The 17682-nt window shown below is 72.4% G+C and carries 18 protein-coding genes; 8 read left to right on the top strand and 10 right to left on the bottom strand.

What is annotated here, in order from left to right; genetic code table 11:
- Positions 1-152: 152 nt before the first annotated feature.
- Both trpB and trpA read left to right on the top strand, forming a co-directional pair.
- Complete coding sequence (gene trpB / locus BT98_RS0120860) at positions 153-1370, top strand: tryptophan synthase subunit beta (RefSeq protein WP_019461375.1); 1218 nt, start codon at positions 153-155, stop codon at positions 1368-1370.
- An 11-nt stretch (positions 1371-1381) separates the two neighbouring features.
- On the top strand, positions 1382-2248 hold the full coding sequence (trpA, locus tag BT98_RS0120855) for a tryptophan synthase subunit alpha (RefSeq protein WP_051004858.1): 867 nt from the start codon (positions 1382-1384) through the stop codon (positions 2246-2248).
- Positions 2249-2360: 112 nt separating this feature from the next.
- Here trpA and BT98_RS0120850 read toward each other — a convergent pair whose 3' ends face one another.
- Positions 2361-2624 (bottom strand): sulfurtransferase TusA family protein, encoded by a 264-nt coding sequence (locus tag BT98_RS0120850; protein WP_019461373.1) that lies wholly within the window; start codon positions 2622-2624, stop codon positions 2361-2363.
- Positions 2625-2739: 115 nt separating this feature from the next.
- On the opposite strand from BT98_RS0120850, the gene BT98_RS0120845 reads away from it, so the two are divergent.
- From BT98_RS0120845 to BT98_RS0120830, 4 genes are all read left to right on the top strand, one after another.
- The gene (locus tag BT98_RS0120845) at positions 2740-3183 is read left to right on the top strand and encodes a MucR family transcriptional regulator (protein WP_019461372.1); all 444 of its coding nucleotides are present in this window, start codon (positions 2740-2742) and stop codon (positions 3181-3183) included.
- 119 nt (positions 3184-3302) lie between these two features.
- Complete coding sequence (locus BT98_RS0120840; RefSeq protein ID WP_051004856.1) at positions 3303-3770, top strand: Fur family transcriptional regulator; 468 nt, start codon at positions 3303-3305, stop codon at positions 3768-3770.
- Between the two features lie 47 nt (positions 3771-3817).
- Complete coding sequence (locus tag BT98_RS0120835; RefSeq protein WP_037252000.1) at positions 3818-4615, top strand: GNAT family N-acetyltransferase; 798 nt, start codon at positions 3818-3820, stop codon at positions 4613-4615.
- Between the two features lie 8 nt (positions 4616-4623).
- Positions 4624-5007 (top strand): hypothetical protein, encoded by a 384-nt coding sequence (locus tag BT98_RS0120830; RefSeq protein ID WP_019461369.1) that lies wholly within the window; start codon positions 4624-4626, stop codon positions 5005-5007.
- Between the two features lie 125 nt (positions 5008-5132).
- Here the strand turns inward: BT98_RS0120830 and rpsA are convergent, their stop codons facing one another.
- Positions 5133-6848: a 30S ribosomal protein S1 gene (rpsA, locus tag BT98_RS0120825; RefSeq protein WP_019461368.1), complete on the bottom strand. Its 1716-nt coding sequence runs from the start codon at positions 6846-6848 to the stop codon at positions 5133-5135.
- A 525-nt stretch (positions 6849-7373) separates the two neighbouring features.
- Between rpsA and BT98_RS0120820 the strand changes: the two genes are divergently transcribed.
- On the top strand, positions 7374-8015 hold the full coding sequence (locus BT98_RS0120820; protein ID WP_019461367.1) for a cysteine hydrolase: 642 nt from the start codon (positions 7374-7376) through the stop codon (positions 8013-8015).
- Positions 8016-8281: 266 nt separating this feature from the next.
- Here the strand turns inward: BT98_RS0120820 and BT98_RS0120815 are convergent, their stop codons facing one another.
- Complete coding sequence (locus BT98_RS0120815) at positions 8282-8947, bottom strand: (d)CMP kinase (RefSeq protein ID WP_019461366.1); 666 nt, start codon at positions 8945-8947, stop codon at positions 8282-8284.
- A gap of 67 nt (positions 8948-9014) precedes the next feature.
- Positions 9015-10367 carry a 3-phosphoshikimate 1-carboxyvinyltransferase gene (locus BT98_RS0120810; protein WP_115359207.1) on the bottom strand — a complete coding sequence of 451 codons (1353 nt, stop codon included), beginning with the start codon at positions 10365-10367 and terminating at the stop codon, positions 9015-9017.
- A 128-nt stretch (positions 10368-10495) separates the two neighbouring features.
- Here BT98_RS0120810 and BT98_RS0120805 point away from each other — a divergent pair, with 128 nt between their 5' ends.
- Positions 10496-10822, top strand: coding sequence for a TIGR02300 family protein (locus BT98_RS0120805; protein ID WP_019461364.1), 327 nt, complete (start codon positions 10496-10498; stop codon positions 10820-10822).
- A 112-nt stretch (positions 10823-10934) separates the two neighbouring features.
- Here BT98_RS0120805 and BT98_RS27910 read toward each other — a convergent pair whose 3' ends face one another.
- The 6 genes from BT98_RS27910 to BT98_RS25525 form a co-directional block, all read right to left on the bottom strand.
- Positions 10935-12500 (bottom strand): DUF3140 domain-containing protein, encoded by a 1566-nt coding sequence (locus BT98_RS27910; RefSeq protein ID WP_202801202.1) that lies wholly within the window; start codon positions 12498-12500, stop codon positions 10935-10937.
- 115 nt (positions 12501-12615) lie between these two features.
- Positions 12616-13461: an aldose epimerase family protein gene (locus tag BT98_RS0120795; protein WP_019461362.1), complete on the bottom strand. Its 846-nt coding sequence runs from the start codon at positions 13459-13461 to the stop codon at positions 12616-12618.
- Positions 13462-13472: 11 nt separating this feature from the next.
- Positions 13473-14312, bottom strand: coding sequence for an NAD-dependent epimerase/dehydratase family protein (locus BT98_RS0120790; RefSeq protein ID WP_019461361.1), 840 nt, complete (start codon positions 14310-14312; stop codon positions 13473-13475).
- 580 nt (positions 14313-14892) lie between these two features.
- On the bottom strand, positions 14893-15459 hold the full coding sequence (gene rsmD / locus BT98_RS0120785) for a 16S rRNA (guanine(966)-N(2))-methyltransferase RsmD (protein ID WP_027297496.1): 567 nt from the start codon (positions 15457-15459) through the stop codon (positions 14893-14895).
- Positions 15460-15733: 274 nt separating this feature from the next.
- Positions 15734-16684, bottom strand: coding sequence for a pseudouridine synthase (locus BT98_RS25530; RefSeq protein ID WP_019461359.1), 951 nt, complete (start codon positions 16682-16684; stop codon positions 15734-15736).
- The gene (locus BT98_RS25525) at positions 16681-17448 is read right to left on the bottom strand and encodes a gamma-glutamyl-gamma-aminobutyrate hydrolase family protein (protein WP_019461358.1); all 768 of its coding nucleotides are present in this window, start codon (positions 17446-17448) and stop codon (positions 16681-16683) included. Before BT98_RS25525 ends, BT98_RS25530 begins: the two co-directional genes overlap by 4 nt.
- Positions 17449-17682 lie beyond the last annotated feature (234 nt).

Genomic DNA, 17682 nt, shown 5'->3' with positions numbered 1-17682 from the left:
GCGGCCAGCCACGGAGAGCGACGCAGGGCCATCCGGAGGAGAGGTGCGCGGGAGGCAGGACCATTCCGGCCGTCGCATCAGCCTCCCATGTCCTGCCCTGTCGCAATCCGCCCATGCGCGCTATCTGCCCTCTGGACCAGAGGACGCCCCCGATGAACGAGACCCTGCCCAACAGCCTGCGCTCCGGCCCCGACAGCCGCGGCCGCTTCGGCGGCTTCGGCGGCCGTTTCGTGGCCGAGACGCTGATGCCCAACATCCTGGAGGTCCAGGCCGCCTATGACGCGGCGCGCAAGGACCCGGCCTTCGAGGCGGAGTGGCGCCGCCTGCTGAAGGACTATGTGGGCCGCCCCTCGCCCCTCTGGTTCGCGGAGCGGCTGACGAAGCACCTGGGCGGCGCCAAGGTCTATCTGAAGCGCGAGGAGCTGAACCACACCGGCGCGCACAAGATCAACGCCGTGCTGGGGCAGATCCTGCTGGCGAAGCGCATGGGCAAGACCCGCGTGATCGCCGAAACCGGCGCCGGGCAGCACGGCGTGGCCACCGCCACGGCCTGCGCCCTGTTCGACCTGCCCTGCACCGTCTTCATGGGCGCCACGGATGTGGAGCGGCAGAAGCCCAACGTCTTCCGCATGAAGCTGCTGGGCGCGGAAGTGGAATCCGTGACCTCCGGCGCCGCGACGCTGAAGGACGCGATGAACGAGGCGCTGCGCCACTGGGTCGCGCATGTCCACGACACCTACTACTGCATCGGCACGGTCGCCGGCCCCGCCCCCTATCCGGAGATGGTGCGCGACTTCCAGTGCGTGATCGGCGACGAGGTGCGGGAGCAGCACATGGCGCTGGAAGGCCGCCTGCCGGACGCACTGGTCTGCGCCGTGGGCGGCGGCTCCTCCGCCATGGGGCTGTTCCACCCCTTCCTCGATGATGAATCCGTGAAGATCTACGGCGTCGAGGCGGCCGGGCGCGGCATCGAGAGCGGCGAGCACGCGGCGGCCATCAACGGCGGCCAGCCCGGCGTGCTGCACGGCAACCGCACCTATCTGCTGCAAACGCCGGAAGGCCAGATCACCGAGGCGCATTCCATCTCCGCCGGGCTCGACTATCCCGGCATCGGGCCGGAGCATTCCTGGCTGCACGAGATCGGGCGCGTGCAATACGTCTCCGCCACCGATGCGGAGGCCCTGGAGGCCTTCCAGCTCTGCTCGCGGCTCGAAGGCATCATCCCCGCCCTCGAATCCGCGCACGGGCTGGCGCATGTCATGAAGCTGGCGCCCAGCATGGGCCGGGAACAGACCATCGTGCTGAACCTCAGCGGGCGCGGCGACAAGGACATCTTCACCGTGGCGCACCACCTGGGGGCCGAGATCTGATGGCCGGGACCATGACGCAAGGGAGCACGGCAGGCACCGCCGCGCCGAAGGGCCGCATCGCCGCCCGCTTCGCCGCGCTGAAGGCGCAGGGCAAGGGGGCGCTGGTACCCTACCTCCAGGCCTATGATCCCGACCTGGAAACCTCCCGCGCCCTGCTCGCCGGCCTGCCCGCGGCAGGAGCGGACCTGGTCGAGCTCGGCGTGCCCTTCACCGACCCGGCCGCCGACGGCCCCTCGATCCAGCGCGCCGGGCTGCGCGCGCTGAAGGCCGGCGCCACCCTGGCCGGCGTGCTGGAGATGGTGCGCGGCTTCCGCGCCGCCGAGGCCGAAATCCCCCTGGTGTTGATGGGCTACCTGAACCCGATCCTCGCCTATGGCGCCGAACGCTTCTGCGCCGACGCCGCGGCGGCCGGAGTGGACGGGCTGATCGTGGTGGACATGCCGCCGGAGGAAGCGGACGAGCTGGCGCCCTTCGCCACGGCGCAGGGGCTGGACCTGATCCGCCTGATCGCCCCCACCACGGACGATGCCCGCCTGCCCTTTGCGCTGAGTGGCTCGGACGGCTTCGTCTACCACGTCTCCATCACCGGCATCACCGGCACGCGTTCCGCCGCGACGGAGGAACTGCGCCGCAACGTCGGCCGCATCCGCGCCGCGACGACGCTGCCGATCGGCATCGGCTTCGGCATCCGCACGCCGGAACAGGCCGCCGACGCCGTGCGCGTGGCCGATGCGGCGGTGGTCGGCACGGCGCTAATCGACACCCTGGCCGCCACGCTCGATTCGGAAGGCCGCGCCGGGCCGGACACGGTCCGCAAGGTGCTGGAGCATGTGCGCGCCCTGGCCGATGCCGTCCACACGGCCCGCATGCCGGCCTGATCGCCTCAACCGCGCGCCCCGTGTCCAACCCCGGGGGAAAGGCGCAGCCTTCCCCCCTCAGGTGGCGCGACGCCGGACGCCAGGGTTCGGCCGGGACCGCTACCGCCCCGGCTCAGGCGCCCCCACGTCGGAGCCACAGCCGCACCAGCCCCTCCCCGGCCTCGTCCTGCGCCAGAACCTGGTGCCCCTGCTCCACCGCCGTGCGGGGCACGTTCCGCACCGGCTCGGCGCCCCGCATCTCCACCAGAAGAACCTGTCCCGGCGCCATGCGATCCAGGGCGAGGCGGGTCCGGACGAAGGTCATGGGGCAAGTGTCGCGTGTGATGTCGATGCGCGAATCATAGTCGAGCAACTCTTCTTCACCTGAACTGATCATAAAACCTCCTGTTGTTTTTCTGCCCATCCGCGTCTATTTAGGTTCGTGCAGGCTCCCGCCAAATTCCAGGATATTGCGCGGGTGCTCCGGGACTATGATCTCAAGGAGAGTCAACATGGCCGATGCGCCGGCCCAGGAAGAGACACGTGGCGACGTACTGGCTCTGACGGCTCAGATCGTCGCGGCACACGTCTCCAACAACAGTGTCCAGCACAATGACTTGCCTGGGCTGATCACGGAAGTCCACCGCGCGCTCCTCGGTCTTGGCAAGCCGGCCGAGCCGGCGCCGGTGGCCCGCCCGGAACCTGCCGTGCCGGTGAAGAAGAGCATTACGCCCGACTATCTGGTCTGTCTCGAGGACGGCAAGAAGCTCAAGATGCTCAAGCGGCATCTGATGACGCACTACAACCTGACGCCCGAGCAGTACCGCGAGCGCTGGGGCCTGCCGCCGGATTATCCGATGGTCGCCGCGAACTACGCCCAGCACCGCTCCTCCCTGGCCAAGAGCATCGGCCTGGGAACGCGCCCGCGGGGCCGGAGCCGCCGCGCGGGCGGCTGAGGCGCGGGAACATGACGGTGTCGTGGACCCGTCATGTTTGCCGTGGAGGGCCAGGGATGGGTAATGTGCCGCCCAGCCGGCACTTCCCGCTCCGCCGGGGACAAGACTAGAACGGACGCATGGACGCAGCACGCCCAGACCCATCCCGCATCGAGCGCCTCTGCGTCGAGCGTGGTCTCAAGATGACCGGCCAGCGCCGGCTGATCGCGCGCGTGCTGAGCGAGGCCCAGGACCACCCGGATGTCGAGGAAGTGTACCGCCGGGCACTCGCCATCGATTCCAAGGTCTCCATCGCCACCGTCTACCGCACCGTCCGGCTGCTGGAGGAAAAGGGCATCCTGGAGCGCCATGACTTCGGCGGCGGCCGCGCCCGCTACGAGCCGACGGATCACGGTCACCACTATCACCTGATCGACGTCGACTCGGGCAAGGTGATCGAGTTTGAGGATGCCGCCCACGAGCGCCTGGTGCAGGAGATCGCCGCGCGGCTCGGCTTCTCCCTGATCGGCCAGCGGCTGGAGCTCTTTGGCCGCAAGCCCAAGGGCGAGGCCCTGGCGCGGCAGCGGGATACGGACGGCGAAGGATGAGCGTGGTCCGGGGGGTGATCCGTGACAATTTCCATGCCCCCCCTCCCATGACCGATGCCGGCTTCGGGGAGCTGCGCGCCGGCGAGCTCGGCGTGCGGATCGCGGTGCGGGACTGGGAGATCGAGGCCGCCCAGGCCCTGCGCTGGAAGGTCTTCTACGAGGAGATGGGCGCCCGCCCCACGCCGGAGATGCGCCCCGGCCGCGATGTCGATGCCTATGACGCGGTGGCGGACCACCTGCTGGTGGTGGACCACAGCCTGGGCGAAGGCCCGGAATCGGTGGTCGGCACCTATCGCCTCATCCGGCGCGAGGCCGCGGCGCTGATCGGCCGCTTCTACTCCGCCGACGAATACGACCTGCGCCCGCTGCTGGGCCTGCCGGGGCAGATCCTCGAACTGGGCCGTTCCTGCGTCGGGGAGAACCACCGCACGCGCGGCAGCCTGCAACTCCTCTGGCGCGGCATCGCCGCCTATGTGCACAAGCATCGCGTCGAGGTGATGTTCGGCTGCGCCTCCCTGCCCGGCACGGACCTGGACGTGCTGGCGGAGCCGCTGACCTATCTCGCCCTCAACCACATGGCGCCGCCTCACCTGCGGCCACGCGCCTTGCCGGCCCGCTACGAGAGCATGGTCCGGCTCGACCCGTCGCAGGTCGGCCGCAATGCGCTGGCGGACCTGCCGCCGCTGGTGAAGGGCTATCTGCGCCTCGGCGGCTTCGTCGGCGACGGGGCCGTGGTGGACCACCAGTTCAACACCACCGATGTCTGCGTCGTGGTGAAGACCGACCAGGTGACGGAAAAATACTTCAAGCACTACGAGCGCAAGGCAGGCTGGAGCTCGGAATAGCCCCGGCCGTGCGCCGCCACGCCCTCGCCCTGCTGGCGCTGCTCCCCTTCCTCCCGCCCGCCGCCCGGGCCCAGGATGTCCCGCGCGACCCCTCCGCGCAGCTTATCGACACGCTGATCCACCACATCGCCCCCTGCCGCGGCGACGTGCCCGTGCCGCCGGACGCCGTGCTGGAGTTCGAGGTCCAGGTGGACGCCGCGGGCCGCGTGCTGGCCGTCCGCCCCGCCTACCGCCGCCCGCCCATGCGCCAGGAACTCCGTCCCCTCTACGAGGACCTGCGCCGCGCCCTCTTCGACCCGCGCTGCGGTCCACTGCCCCTGTCGCGCCCGCAGATCCTGCTGCTCAACCGCAGCATCCTGGTGTTCTACGGCAGCGCCCTGCGGCGAAGCTGACGCACCGCCCTTTGGGGACAGGGCTCCGCCCCGCCCCCCCCAAACCCCCATTCCACCTGGAACGCGAAACGCCCCGGGGATCTCTCCCCGGGGCGTTCCCGTAACCTTCGCCGTGGGGCGGAGGCTCAGTCCTCGGTCATCTGGTTGCGGCGACGGATCGCGGCACCCAGGATATCGCCCAGCGAGGCGCCGCTGTCGGAGGTGCCGTACTCGCGCACCGCCTCGCGCTCCTCCTCGACCTCCTTGCCCTTGATGGTCAGGCTCAGGCGGCGGGCCGCCCGGTCCACCATGACCACCTTGGCATCGACCTTCTCGCCCACCGCGAACTTCTCGGGGCGCTGGTCGTTGCGGTCGCGGGCCAGCTCGGCGCGGCGGATGAAGCCGGTGAGGATGTCCTCGACCTTCACCTCGATGCCGTTGGCCTCGATCTTCGTCACCACGCCGGTGACGACGTCACCCTTGCGGACGCGATCCAGCACCTCGGCGGCCGGGTCGGACTGGAGCTGCTTGATGCCGAGGGAGATGCGCTCCTTCTCGATATCCACGTCCAGCACCTTGGCCTGGACGGTGTCGCCCTTGTGGTAGTTGGCCATGGCCTGTTCGCCGGTCAGCTCCCAGGACAGGTCGGACATGTGGACCATGCCGTCCAGGTCCGGGCCCAGGCCGATGAAGAGGCCGAACTCGGTGATGTTGCGGATCTCGCCCTCGACGGTCGAGCCCGGCGGGTGCTGCTCCAGGAACTGGTCCCAGGGGTTGCCCTGCGCCTGCTTCAGGCCCAGCGAGATGCGGCGCTTCGGCTCGTCCACGTCCAGGATCATCACCTCGACCTCCTGGGAGGTGGCGACGATCTTGCCCGGATGGACGTTCTTCTTGGTCCAGCTCATCTCGGAGACATGGACCAGGCCTTCGACGCCCGGCTCCAGCTCCACGAAGGCGCCGTAGTCGGTGATGTTCGTCACGCGGCCGGAGAACTTGCCGTTCACCGGGTACTTGACGGCCACACCCTCCCACGGATCGGCCATCAGCTGCTTCATGCCGAGCGAGATGCGCTGCGTCTCGGGGTTGAAGCGGATGACCTGCACCTTGACCTGCTGGCCGATGGTCAGGGCCTCGGAGGGGTGGTTGATGCGGCGCCAGGCGATGTCGGTGACGTGCAGCAGCCCGTCCACGCCGCCCAGGTCCACGAAGGCGCCGTAGTCGGTGATGTTCTTCACCACGCCGTCGAGCACCATGCCTTCCTTCAGGCCCTGGATCAGCTCGCTGCGCTGCTCGGCACGCGTCTCCTCGAGAACCGCGCGGCGGCTCACGACGATGTTGCCGCGGGCGCGGTCCATCTTCAGGATCTGGAAGGGCTGCGGGGAGCCCATCAGCGGCCCGACATCGCGCACCGGGCGGATATCGACCTGCGAGCCCGGCAGGAAGGCCACGGCGCCGCCGAGATCGACGGTGAAGCCGCCCTTGACGCGGCCGAAGATCGTGCCGTTCACGCGGTTGCCGGCCTGGAACTGCTTCTCCAGGTTGGTCCAGGCTTCCTCGCGGCGCGCCTTCTCGCGGGACAGGACGATGGAGCCGTCCTTGTCCTCGTAACGCTCGACGAAGAGCTCGACCGTGTCGCCCGGCTTGACCTCGGCCTTCTGGCCCTGGGGGGCGAACTCGCGCAGCGGGACGCGGCCCTCGCTCTTGAGACCGACGTCGACGACGGCGACGTCGTCGTCCACGCGGATGACGCGGCCGGTGACGACGGAGCCGGCGAAGCCGGTGTCAGCGCCAAGGGTCTCGTCGAGGAGGGCAGCAAAATCCTCGGAAGCCGCGGCGCGGTCGAGGGTGGTGGCAGATGCCATGTAGTTGTCTGTTCCTGAAACGGCGGCGCCTTCGGGGGGAAGGGAGCCGCTGGGCCTGCGCCCCGACCTCCGGCTCCGCTTCAGCGAGCAGCCGGGACCGGCACGTCTTGCCCGGCTTGGCCGGGCCGGTGGGGGGATGTGGCCCGTGGTGGGCTCCGGCGAACCTTTCCGGTGGAGAACCGTTCCGGTTCCGGAAACCGCAGCACAGGCACGCGGGGGAAAACCTTTCCCTCGCGACGATCGGGCTTTTACGCCCCGCGCAACGATCCGGTCAAGGGAAAGCGTGACTCGCCGCCGCACCCCGGTCCCGGTGCAACCCGCTTCCCGCCGGAAGCATGCTGGCCGGCATGAACAGCCGGTGAAAGCCGCCCCTCCGGCCCTTCCGCCCCCTTCGGCCGGGCTGGCGCCGCACCATGTCCCTGTGCGTCTTTCCGTCGCATCCTCCACCTCCCGCCCGATGCCTTAACGGCCCGCGGGAGGCCGGACCGGCAGCCCGGACCAAGAGCCCAGAGCAGGAGCAAGCGCATGACGCCCGCCAGGACCGCCCTCGTCCTCATCGAGTACCAGAACGACTTCACCACCGAGGGCGGCGCCCTCCACGAAGCGGTCAAGCCGGTGATGCAGAGCACCGGCATGCTCGGCCACACGGTCGAGACGGTGCGCCGCGCACGGGAGATGGGCGCCCTGATCGTCTGGTCCCCGATCTCCTTCGCCGAGGGCTATCCGGAGCTGAACCCGAAGCCCTACGGCATCCTCAAGGGCGTGGTGGACAGCCAGGCCTTCCGCAAGGGCACGTGGGGCGCGGAGATCACCGAGGAGCTCACGCCCGAGCCCACCGACATCGTGCTGGAGGGCAAGCGCGGCCTCGACGCCTTCGCCAGCACCAACCTGGACTTCATCCTGCGCCATCGCGGCGTGGAAACCATGGCGCTGGGCGGCTTCCTGACCAACTGCTGCGTCGAATCCACCATGCGCAGCGGCTATGAGAAGGGCTTCGAGGTCGTCACCCTCACCGACTGCACCGCCACGGTCAGCGAGGAGGAACAGCGCCTCGCGGTGGAAAAGAACTACCCCATGTTCTCCCGCCCCATGACCCACGACACCTTCCTGGCCGAACTCGGCGGCACCACCCCCGCCGCCGACGCCTCCCACGGCTACACCCGCTGAGGGATCGCGCTGGATGATCCGGCCGGGGCCAGAGGGGCCCTGCCCCTCTGGACACCCCGCCCAGGGACGTCAGTCCCTGGGGACCCTATGAGCGCTCCGCGAGGAGGGGGCTGCGACCGCCGTCGCGCCCATCGCGACCGGCGTCCTGTTCCCCCACCTCGCGGAGCGCCCATGGCGGGGTCTCGGGGGGATACGATCCCCCTGAGCGGAGGGTCCGGGAGGCAGAGCCTCCCGGTTCACAGGCCAGACCCTCCAGACGCACCCTCTCAGGAGGCAAGGCCGAGGCGCTGGCGGACGAGGCGGAGGGCCTCGGCATAGGCGGCCTCGGCATCGAGCGCCGTGGTGTCGAGCAGGATCGCGTCCCCGGCCGGCTTCATGGGGGCCGTGTCGCGGGAGGCGTCGCGGGCGTCGCGGGCGGCCATCTCGGCAGTCACCGCCTCCAGCGAGACGTCCTCGCCCCGCGCCTGGCGCTCCTTCCAGCGGCGCTCGGCGCGTGCCTCGGGACTGGCGGTGACGAAGAGCTTCACCGGCGCATCGGGAAAGACCACGGTGCCGATGTCACGCCCGTCCAGCACGGCGCCATTGGCGCGGCCGAACTGGCGCTGGAAGTCGAGCAGCGCGGCCCGCACGCCGGGAATGGCCGCGACCTTGCTGGCACCGGTATCGGTGTCCGGGGCGCGCAGGCCGGCGCGGCCGAGATCGCCCGGCTCCAGCGCCCGCGCCGCGGCCTCGGCGGCCACCGCATCCCCCGGATCACCGCCCCCGTCGATCACGCGGCGCGCCGTGGCGCGATAGAGCAGCCCGGTGTCCAGATAGGGCAGGTCCAGCGCCGCGGCGAGGCGGCGGGCCAGCGTGCCCTTGCCGGCGGCGGCCGGACCGTCCACGGCGATGATCGCCCTGGTTCCGGCGGTGAGGGTCTCGGTGGCGGTCATCCGGATCTGCTCCCGTTCTGGTTGCGGCAACTTACAGGATGCGTGCGCCGCATCATACACCGCCGCGTCAAGCGGATGTGATCGCGCCCCCGCCCGCCACACGGTCCATCAGCCCGGCGAAATCCGGGAAAACCACCCCGGCACAGGCGCCATCCTCCACCGTCACCGGCTTTTCCGCCGCCAGCCCCAGCACCAGCGCGCTCATGACCGAACAGGAATCCGCTCCGGCGGCCATGCTGCCGCCGCCGGGCACGGGGGCACCGTCGCGGCGGATGGTCAGGTCGCCCTCCTCGGCCTCCGCCGCCACCCCGTTGGCCGCCAGCAGGGCCATCACGGCCGCGAGGCCGCCGCTTTCCGCCCCCACCCCCCGGATGCGGCTGGTGCCTGTGGCGAAGGCCGCCGCGACGGCCAGCAACGGCAGGGCACCCTTCGTGCCGCGCAGCCGCCCGGCCGGGACATCCACGCCACGCAGGGCGGAATGCGTGGCGGTGACGTCGCCCACCGCCTCGCCCGCCTCGATGCGCTCACCGGTCACGGCGAGTTCGCCCCCCATCTCGCGCAGCGTGGCGAGCAGGCCGTTGCGCAGGAGGTTGAGTCCGACGCCGCGCACCGTCAGCCGCGACCCCGGCACCAGCAGCGCCGCCACCAGCGGAAAACCGGCCAGCGACAGGTCGCCCGGCACGGAAACCGGCGCGGCCACCAGTTCCGGCTGCCCGTCCAGCTCGGTCACGCGCGCGCCATCCCAGCCGGCGCCCTCCGGCGTGATACGCAGCCGGGCGCCGAAATGGCGCAGCAGGTTCTCCGTATGGTCAGGGCTGGGCCCGGGCTCCTCCACCCGCGTCACGCCCCGGGCGCAGAGCCCGGCCAGCAGCAGCGCGGATTTCACCGTGGCGGAGGCCACGGGCAGCCGGTGCTCCGCCGGCAGGGCCAGGCGCGCGCCCTCCACCGCCAGCGGCAGGAACTCCCCCCCGCGCCCGGTGAAGCGCGCCCCGCAGGCCGCGAGCGGCCCGGTCACCCGTCCCATCGGGCGGCGGCGCAGCGCGGCATCGCCGGCCAGCACCGCGAAGACCGGATGTCCCGCGAGCATCCCGCAGAACAGCGCGGCGGCACTGCCGGAACCGCCCATCTCCAGCACCTCGGCGGGCTCCGCCAGCCCGCCCACCCCGCGCCCCGCGACGTGCCAGGCGCCGGGACCGGCCTGTTCCACCCTCGCCCCCAGGGCGCGCAGGGCGGCGGCGATGTGGCGGGTGTCGTCCCGTTCCGGCAGGCCCTCGATGCGGGTCTCGCCCACGGCCAGGGCCGCCAGCATCAGCGCGCGGAGGCCAATCGCGCCGTCGCCGGGCACGCGGATCTCGCCCGCGAGGCCCCGGCCCGGGGCGGCCGCGCGCAGCGGCCCGAACATCTGGCAGGTGTCCCGCATGGATTGCGCGTTTGACACGCGAGGGGGTGCGTGGCAATCGCGCGCCCTCATTGAAGCCCGGCCCCCAAGGCTCCGCGGCAAGCGCGGGGCCTGAGCGGACGTCGGTCAAAGCCAGGACGACTCCATCCATGGTCAAACCCGAACTGGGCACCAAACGCGTTTGCGTGGCCTGCGGCACGAAGTTCTACGACCTCACCCGCACGCCCGCCGTCTGCCCGAAATGCGGCACCGAGCAGCCGGCCGAACAGCCGCGCCTGCGCCGCCCGGCCGCCCCTGTCGAGGACAAGCTGCGTAAGCGCGCGGTGACGCCGGGAACGGAGGCCGAGACGGACGACACGGAGCTCGAGGACGCCGACACCGACGCCGGGCTGGAAGATGCCGAGGACCTGGAGGACGCGGACGAGGATCTCGGCGAGGAGATCGGCGTCGAGAGCGAGAGCGACGAGGAAAGCTGAGCGCCCCGCGCCCGGCCCCGTCTGCCGGGCTCGACCGGGGGGAAGGCCGGCACGCAGCCCGCCTCCCCCAAGCCCTGCACGCCGCCGGCACCTCCCCGGCGGCGTTTTGCTGTCAGCGCTTCCGGCCCGCCGTGCCGCCGCCCCGGCTGCCGGTGGCGCGGCGCGGCGCGGCACCGGAGATAGCGCCCCGCCCCCCGGCACGCGTCGCACCGGTGCCGGCGGCCCTGGCAGTACCGGTCCTGCCGGCACCCGTCCCGGCTTTCGGGCTCCCCGTCTTCGGGGTCCTCGTCTTCGTGGCCGCGGTCTTCGAGGCCGCGGTCTTCGAGGCTGTCGTCTTGCGCGAGGTCGCCTTCGCGGCCGTGCTCCTCGAAGCTGCGGTCTTCCGGGTTGCCGCCTTCGGTGCCGCCTTCGCGGCAGCGGGCTTCGTGGCCGCAGTCTTCCGGGCCGCGGCCTTCGGCGTCGGCTTCGCAGCCGCCGCCTTCCCCGCAGGCTTCCGCGCACCGGATGTCACGGCTCCGGACCGGGCCGAACCGGACTTCGCGGCCGTCTTCGCCGCCGCTCCCCTGGCCGTCGTACCCACCCCGCGGCCTCCGGCCTTCGCAGTCACGGCCTTCCTCGTGCCGCTCGCCGCGCGGCTGGCGGCCGCGGGCTTCCGCGCCGCCGTGGTCCGGCTCTCCTTCGCCGCCGCGCCGGCCGGGCGCCGCGTGGCGCCGGTGCTTCCGCTGCCCGCCGCCCGTTTCGCCGCCGGCCTGGCGGCCCCGGCCCCCCGGCTACCCGTCTTCGCGGCGCTGGCCCGGGCCGGTGCCTTGCTGGCCCCACGGCCGGAGGCGGGTTTCGCCGCGGTGCCCGCACGGGTGCGGCCCGTCCCGGTGGCAACCGTCTTCCGCGTCGCGGCGGCCTTGCTGGCGGAAGCCTTCCGTGCCGTCCCTGTTCCCGTGGCGGGTTTCGCGGATTTCCGGGTCCCGGCACGGGCCGTGCCGTCTTCCGGGGCCTTTGCCGTGGCCTTGGCACGGCTGGCGGCGCTTCGCGGCGCGGCCGTGCGGGCAGGCGCCTTCCGGGTGGCGGTGCGCCGTGCGGCGGGGGCTTCCGGCCGCGGGGCGGCCGGATCGTCTTCCGATCCATCCTCCGGGGCGGGTTCCGGCGCCGGCTTGCGGGCGGCGCGCCTGCGGGGCCTGGGCTTCCCCAGCCGCTCCGCCTCGCCGCCCTCGTCCCGCGCTTCCGCGGCGCTTTCCGGAACCGCTTCCGGAGAATCCTCCTCCGGGGAAGCGGCCTCCGGTTCCGCCTCCGACGGCGCCACGCCCGGCTCGCCGGAACCCCGTCCCGTCTTCACCGGGTCATGCCCCCAGTTCATCAGGCTGAAGCGCCAGCGGCTGTGCTCGATATCCTCCGCCGGCCCCTGGGCGAGATGCCGTCGGACATAGCCGACGACCCGCCGCATCTGCGCCAGTTCGTCCTCGTCCGGCGCGGCCCCGCCGCCGCGTTCCAGCATCTCCAGGATCCACCGGCCCGAATGATGGCCGACGGATTCCGCCTCGCCCTCGTCATGCCAGCCGACTTCCCAGCTTTCCGGCGTGTCGAGCCAGCGGCGCATCTCCTCGGCGGTCATGTTCACCAGATCGCCGAACTCGCGGCGGATGTCGTCGGCATCCTGCGCGTGATCGCTCGCGTGATCGCTCATGGGCTTCCCCTTCTCCTGCCCCCGGATTCTGCCGGAACGCCGGGGAGGGAATCCCGGTTGCCGGGGGCCGGGCGGCACCATGCCTCCCCTTCCTTCCCCGGCAAAGACCGCCGCCTCAGCGCAGGGTCAGGGCAACGCCCCCTTCCATCGTGCTCCCGGGCGGCAGCCAGTCCATGTCGCCATAGGGGATGAGGAAGGCGCGGTTGGGCAGGTCGGTGGCATGGCTCACCGGCTCCAGGCACAGGACCTGCGGCGCGCTGGGGGCATAGAGCTGCAGGTTGCCCGCCCAGCGCCCCTCGCCCGCCAGCCGCAGCCGCGTTTCGCCGAGATCGAATTCCAGCGCCCCGTCCCAGCCGGCATAGTGCCGGTCCTGCCCCAGCCAGCTCTCCTCGCCGCCCGAGATGCCCGCCGTTTCCTCCGTGGCCACAGGCAGGCCCCGCGCATCGGTGCGGACCAGATGCCGCGCCCGGAACGCCACCCGCGTTCCCGGGCGCCGCGCGAACCAGGGATGCCAGCCCGTGCCGAAGGGCATCACCGCCCCGGAGGTGTTGGTGATGGCGAGCCACAGCCGCAGCCCGGCCTCCGTCAGCGCGACATCCAGCACCGCATGGTAGCGGTAGGGCTGGTCAGCCTCCTCCATCCGCTGTTCCAGTCGCAGGCTGGCGGCATCACGCCGCAACAGTGCCCAGGGCCGGTCCCGCCCCAGCCCGTGGATGGCGTTGTGCCCGCGCAGGTCGTTGACCGGGAAGTGATGTTCGCCGCCGTTCCAGCGCAGCAGCCCGTCGCCCAGGCGGTTGCACCAGGGCAGCATCAGGAAGGCGCCGGCCTGGCTGCCCACCGCCGCGGCGCCGACGGGCACCGGCGCCAGCACGTCGCGGCCATCGCAGCGCAGGCTGGCGAAGCAGGCCCCCTGCTCCGGCAGCAGCGCCGCCTGCCAGCCGCCCGCTTCGAGACGGATCACGGGGGCGCGGCTCAGCCGAGGGCGAAGGGGTCGCGCGGGCTCGGCGCCTCGCGGCTGTAGCCCGCGGTGGTATAGCCGCCGCCCTGGTAGCGTTCGGAGACCGGATCGGCCTTCTTGCCGCCCACCCGGTCGCGGAAGGGCTCGGCGCTGTCCTCGGGCTTCCAGCCGATGCGGTCGCGGTGATCCTCGCCCCAGAAGCTCGCCGGGTTGTCGGAGGCGCCCCAGATCACGCAATGCCCCGTGCGCTCGGCCAGCACGGCGCGCTCCATCATCCGCGCGAGGTCGCCATAGCTCAGCCAGGTGGAGAGCATGCGCGCATCCACCGGCTCGTCGAAGGAGGAGCCGATGCGGACATTGACGTTCTCCACGCCGTGCTTGTCCCAGTACAGCCGCCCCATCAGCTCGCCGTAGCACTTGCTCAGCCCGTAGAAGCTGTCGGGCCGGAAGGCGCAGTCCGCGTCCAGCTTCGCCTCGCCCTCCGCCGGCCGCTCGTGGAAGCCGATGGAGTGGTTGGAGGAGGCGAAGACCACCCGCGCCTTCTCGCGCCGCGCCGCCTCATAGACGTGATAGACGCCGCGCAGGTTCGGCCCGATCACCGTCTCGAAGGGCAGGTCGGTGCTGGCGCCGCCGAAATGCAGGATGGCGCCGCAGCCCTCCGCCAGCTTCAGCAGCGCGACGCCGTCGGCCAGGTCCATGCGGGTGAAACTCGCCTTCTCCGGCAGCGGGTCGGGGAAGGGCGTCAGGTCGGTCAGCCGCAGGGTCCAGCCCTTGGCCCCCAGTTCCCGCGCCAGCATGCGCCCCAGGTTGCCGGACGCGCCCGTCAGCAGGACGGGCTTGGACGGAATGCTCATGCGCGGAAATCTCCTGGACGGTGCCCGTGGGGCGGCCTCTGTGCGGGACTCGTGCGGCCCTGGTCCGGTGCCCAGGGCTATTGGCCCTATCCTCGCGCGGCCGGCGCGGGGCGTGAAGGCACCCGGCCACGCCGAATCCACTGCGCGCCGGCGGGACCACCCCAAAGCGCCCAGGCGAAGCCAGAAACCGGAGCCCGGACGGAAAAAGAGCCGGCTGGACCGAAGTCCAGCCGGCTCGAAATGGCCTCCCCTCACGGGGCGACCGGTCGAACGACGATCTGCCGGGAATAGACCGCCGCCGATTTCCGCGGCAGCCGGACCGGAGCCCGACCGCGCAGTGCAGCATTGCACCGGCCCGCCTGACCCGGGCATGGGCCGGCCCTGACAAATCGTTCACGCGGTCCGCCGACAGACAGGAGAAGCCCGGGCGGCACCCTTCCGCCACACCGTCCCGGCCGGTTCACGATCCCGTTCCAGCCTGCCCTCCGGCGTGGCATCCCCGAGTCCGAGCATTTCCCGGTCCGGGCATTCTCCCGCCTGGAACCCCTGTTCGGGCGGCCCCGTTCAGGCTGCGCCGCGGTCAGGCCCCCGTGTCGCGCAGCACCAGGACCCGGGCGGCCCCATGCTCCCGCTCGGCCAGCGGCTCCCAGCCCGGCAGGTCCGGCATGTCCTCCGCCCGGCCGGTTTCCAGGTAGCACAGCGCCCCCGGCGCCACCCAGCCCGCGCCACGCAGCGCCGGCAGCACCATCCCGGGCAGCCCGGCGCCATAGGGCGGATCGAGAAAGATCAGCCCGCAGGCGGATTCGGCCCGGGGAGGACGCGTGGCATCGCCGGCGATGACACGCCCCTCCGTCTCCCCCACCCGGCAGGCGGCCAGATTCGCCCGCAGCACCGCCAGCGCCGCGCGGTCGCGCTCGATGAAGCAGGCCCGCGACGCGCCGCGCGACAGCGCCTCCAGCCCCAGCGCCCCGGTCCCGGCGAAGGCGTCGAGCACAAGCGCCCCCTCCACCCTTTCCCGCCCGCCCCAGGGCGCATGCCACAGCATGTCGAACAGCGCCTGCCGCACCCGGTCCGCCGTCGGCCGCGTCCCCGCCCCCGCCGGTGCCTCCAGCCGCCGCCCGCGCCACCGCCCGGCCACGATCCTCATGGGTGGCGCTTTCCGTTCGGGCCGGGCGCCCCGGGAAGGGCTCCACCCTCCCCGGACCCCACCCGCCCAGGGACGTTGGTCCCTGGGAACCCTGTGCGCGCTCCGCGAGGAGGGGGATTGTTCCGCCGCCTCACCAGGTGGCGACCGGCCGGCCATACCCCCTTCCTCGCGGAGCGCCCATGGCGGGGTCTCGGGGGGATACTATCCCCCTGAGCGGAGGGTCCGGGAGGCAGCGCCTCCCGGTTCCCAGGCTCGAACCGGAAAGCGGCTCCCATCAGGATTCGCCGCGGCGGCGGCCGGTGCCCCAGGGATTGAGGTAGGGGTCGCCGGCGCGGCGGGCACGGGGCGGGCGGCGGCGCTTCTCGGCCTCGGGGGCGGCGTCGGCGGCCTGCGCCGCCAGCTCGCGGCCACGCGGGATGCGGGGCGCGACGTCGAGGCCGAGCTGGTCGCGCATGGTCTTGGCGTTGACCTCCTCGACCGCGCCGCGTGGCAGGCTGCCGAGCTGGAAGGGGCCATAGGCGGTGCGGATCAGCCGCGTCACCTGCAGGCCCAGATGCGCCAGCACGCGGCGCACCTCGCGGTTCTTGCCCTCCTGCAGCGAGACCGTGAGCCAGGCATTCGTCCCCTGGCGCGAATCGAGCCCCGCCTGGATCGGCCCGTACTTCACCCCCTCCACCGTGATGCCCTTGGCCAGCCAGGCCAGCGCCGCCTCGTCCACCCAGCCATGCACCCGGGCGCGGTAGCGGCGGATCCAGCCGTTGGAGGGCAGCTCCAGCTTCCGGGCCAGGGCGCCGTCATTGGTCAGCAGCAGCAGCCCCTCGCTGTTCAGGTCCAGCCGCCCGACCGAGATCAGGCGCGGCAGGCCCGCCGGCAGCTTCTCGAAGACCGTGGGCCGCCCCTGCGGGTCCTTGTGCGTCGTCACCAGCCCATCGGGCTTGTGGTGGCGGAACAGCCGCGTGTGCTCCGGCGCCGCGACCGCCCGCCCGTCCACCGACACCGCATCGCCGGGCGAGACGAAGGTGGCCGGCGTTTCCACCACGCGCCCGCCGAGCTTCACCCGCCCTTCCGCGATCAGCGTCTCCGCGGCGCGGCGGCTGGCGATCCCGGCGCGGGCCAGGAAGCGCGCGATGCGCTCGCCGCGCTCGCCGCCATCCTCCCCGTCGGCTCCGGGCCGGTCGTCCTCCGGCGTCCCGCCGCCGGGCCGGCCGTCCCCCGCCCCCGTCATGCCGTCACCCGCTCCGCCGGGCGAAGCCCGGCGCGCTGGCGGGCCGCCTCGCGGCAGGCCGCCACGAAGGCGCGGAAGATGTCGGGGTCGCGCGGGTCCACCGCGTATTCCGGGTGCCACTGCACGCCCAGGCAGAAGCGGTAGCCGGGGTGCTCGATGGCCTCCACCACGCCGTCCGGCGCCGTCCCGCTCACCACCACGCCCGGCCCGGCGAAGTCCACCGCCTGATGGTGCGAGCTGTTCACCGCCAGCCTCGCGGCACCGCCGGTCACCCGCGCCAGCAGCGATCCCGGCACCACCGCGACCTCGTGCCCCGGCTCGTCGCGGGGGTTCGGCTGCTCGTGCGGCAGCGCATCGGGGACGGCATCCGGGATGTGCTGGATCAGCGTGCCGCCCAGCGCCACGGCGAGAAGCTGCTCGCCGCCGCAGATGCCCAGCACCGGGATGTCCCGCGCCAGCGCGCCGCGCAGCACCGCCAGCTCGAAGGCCGTCCGCGTCTCCTTCAGCGTCACCGTCCCGTGCCGCTCCGTGGCGCCATAGAGCGCCGGGTCCACGTCGAAGGCGCCGCCCGTGACCACGAGCCCGTCGAGGCGGTCGAGATAGTCCTCCGCCAGCGCCGGCAGGTGCGGCAGCGCGACGGGCAGGCCGCCGGCCCCGGCCACGGCGGCGAGGTAGTTCTGGCGGATGGCGTACCAGGGCAGGTTGGACCAGCCGCCGGCCTCCTCCGCATCCAGGGTCAGGCCGATGAAGGGGCGTGAGGTCATGAGAAGTCCTTGGAGGCGCCGGCAGAGGCTCCGGAGGATGCGCCCGCGAGCCGGGTCCGGCGCAACAGGCGGGCCGCGACCTGCCCCCTGCTCTAGACCAGGATCGGGTCGGGTTGAAGCGTCCAGTCCCGCCGGCATGGCAGGCTCGCCTCCCGGGCCCGTGACGCACGCGGCCGGGCGTGCACGAGGCGGCACGGCGCCCGCATGACAGCGGGGCGCATGACGGAATCCACG

This window comes from Roseomonas mucosa ATCC BAA-692, assembly GCF_000622225.1.
Lineage (GTDB): Bacteria > Pseudomonadota > Alphaproteobacteria > Acetobacterales > Acetobacteraceae > Roseomonas > Roseomonas mucosa.
Note: the sequence above shows the minus strand (reverse complement) of the source record. Positions and strands in the feature narration are given on the sequence as shown.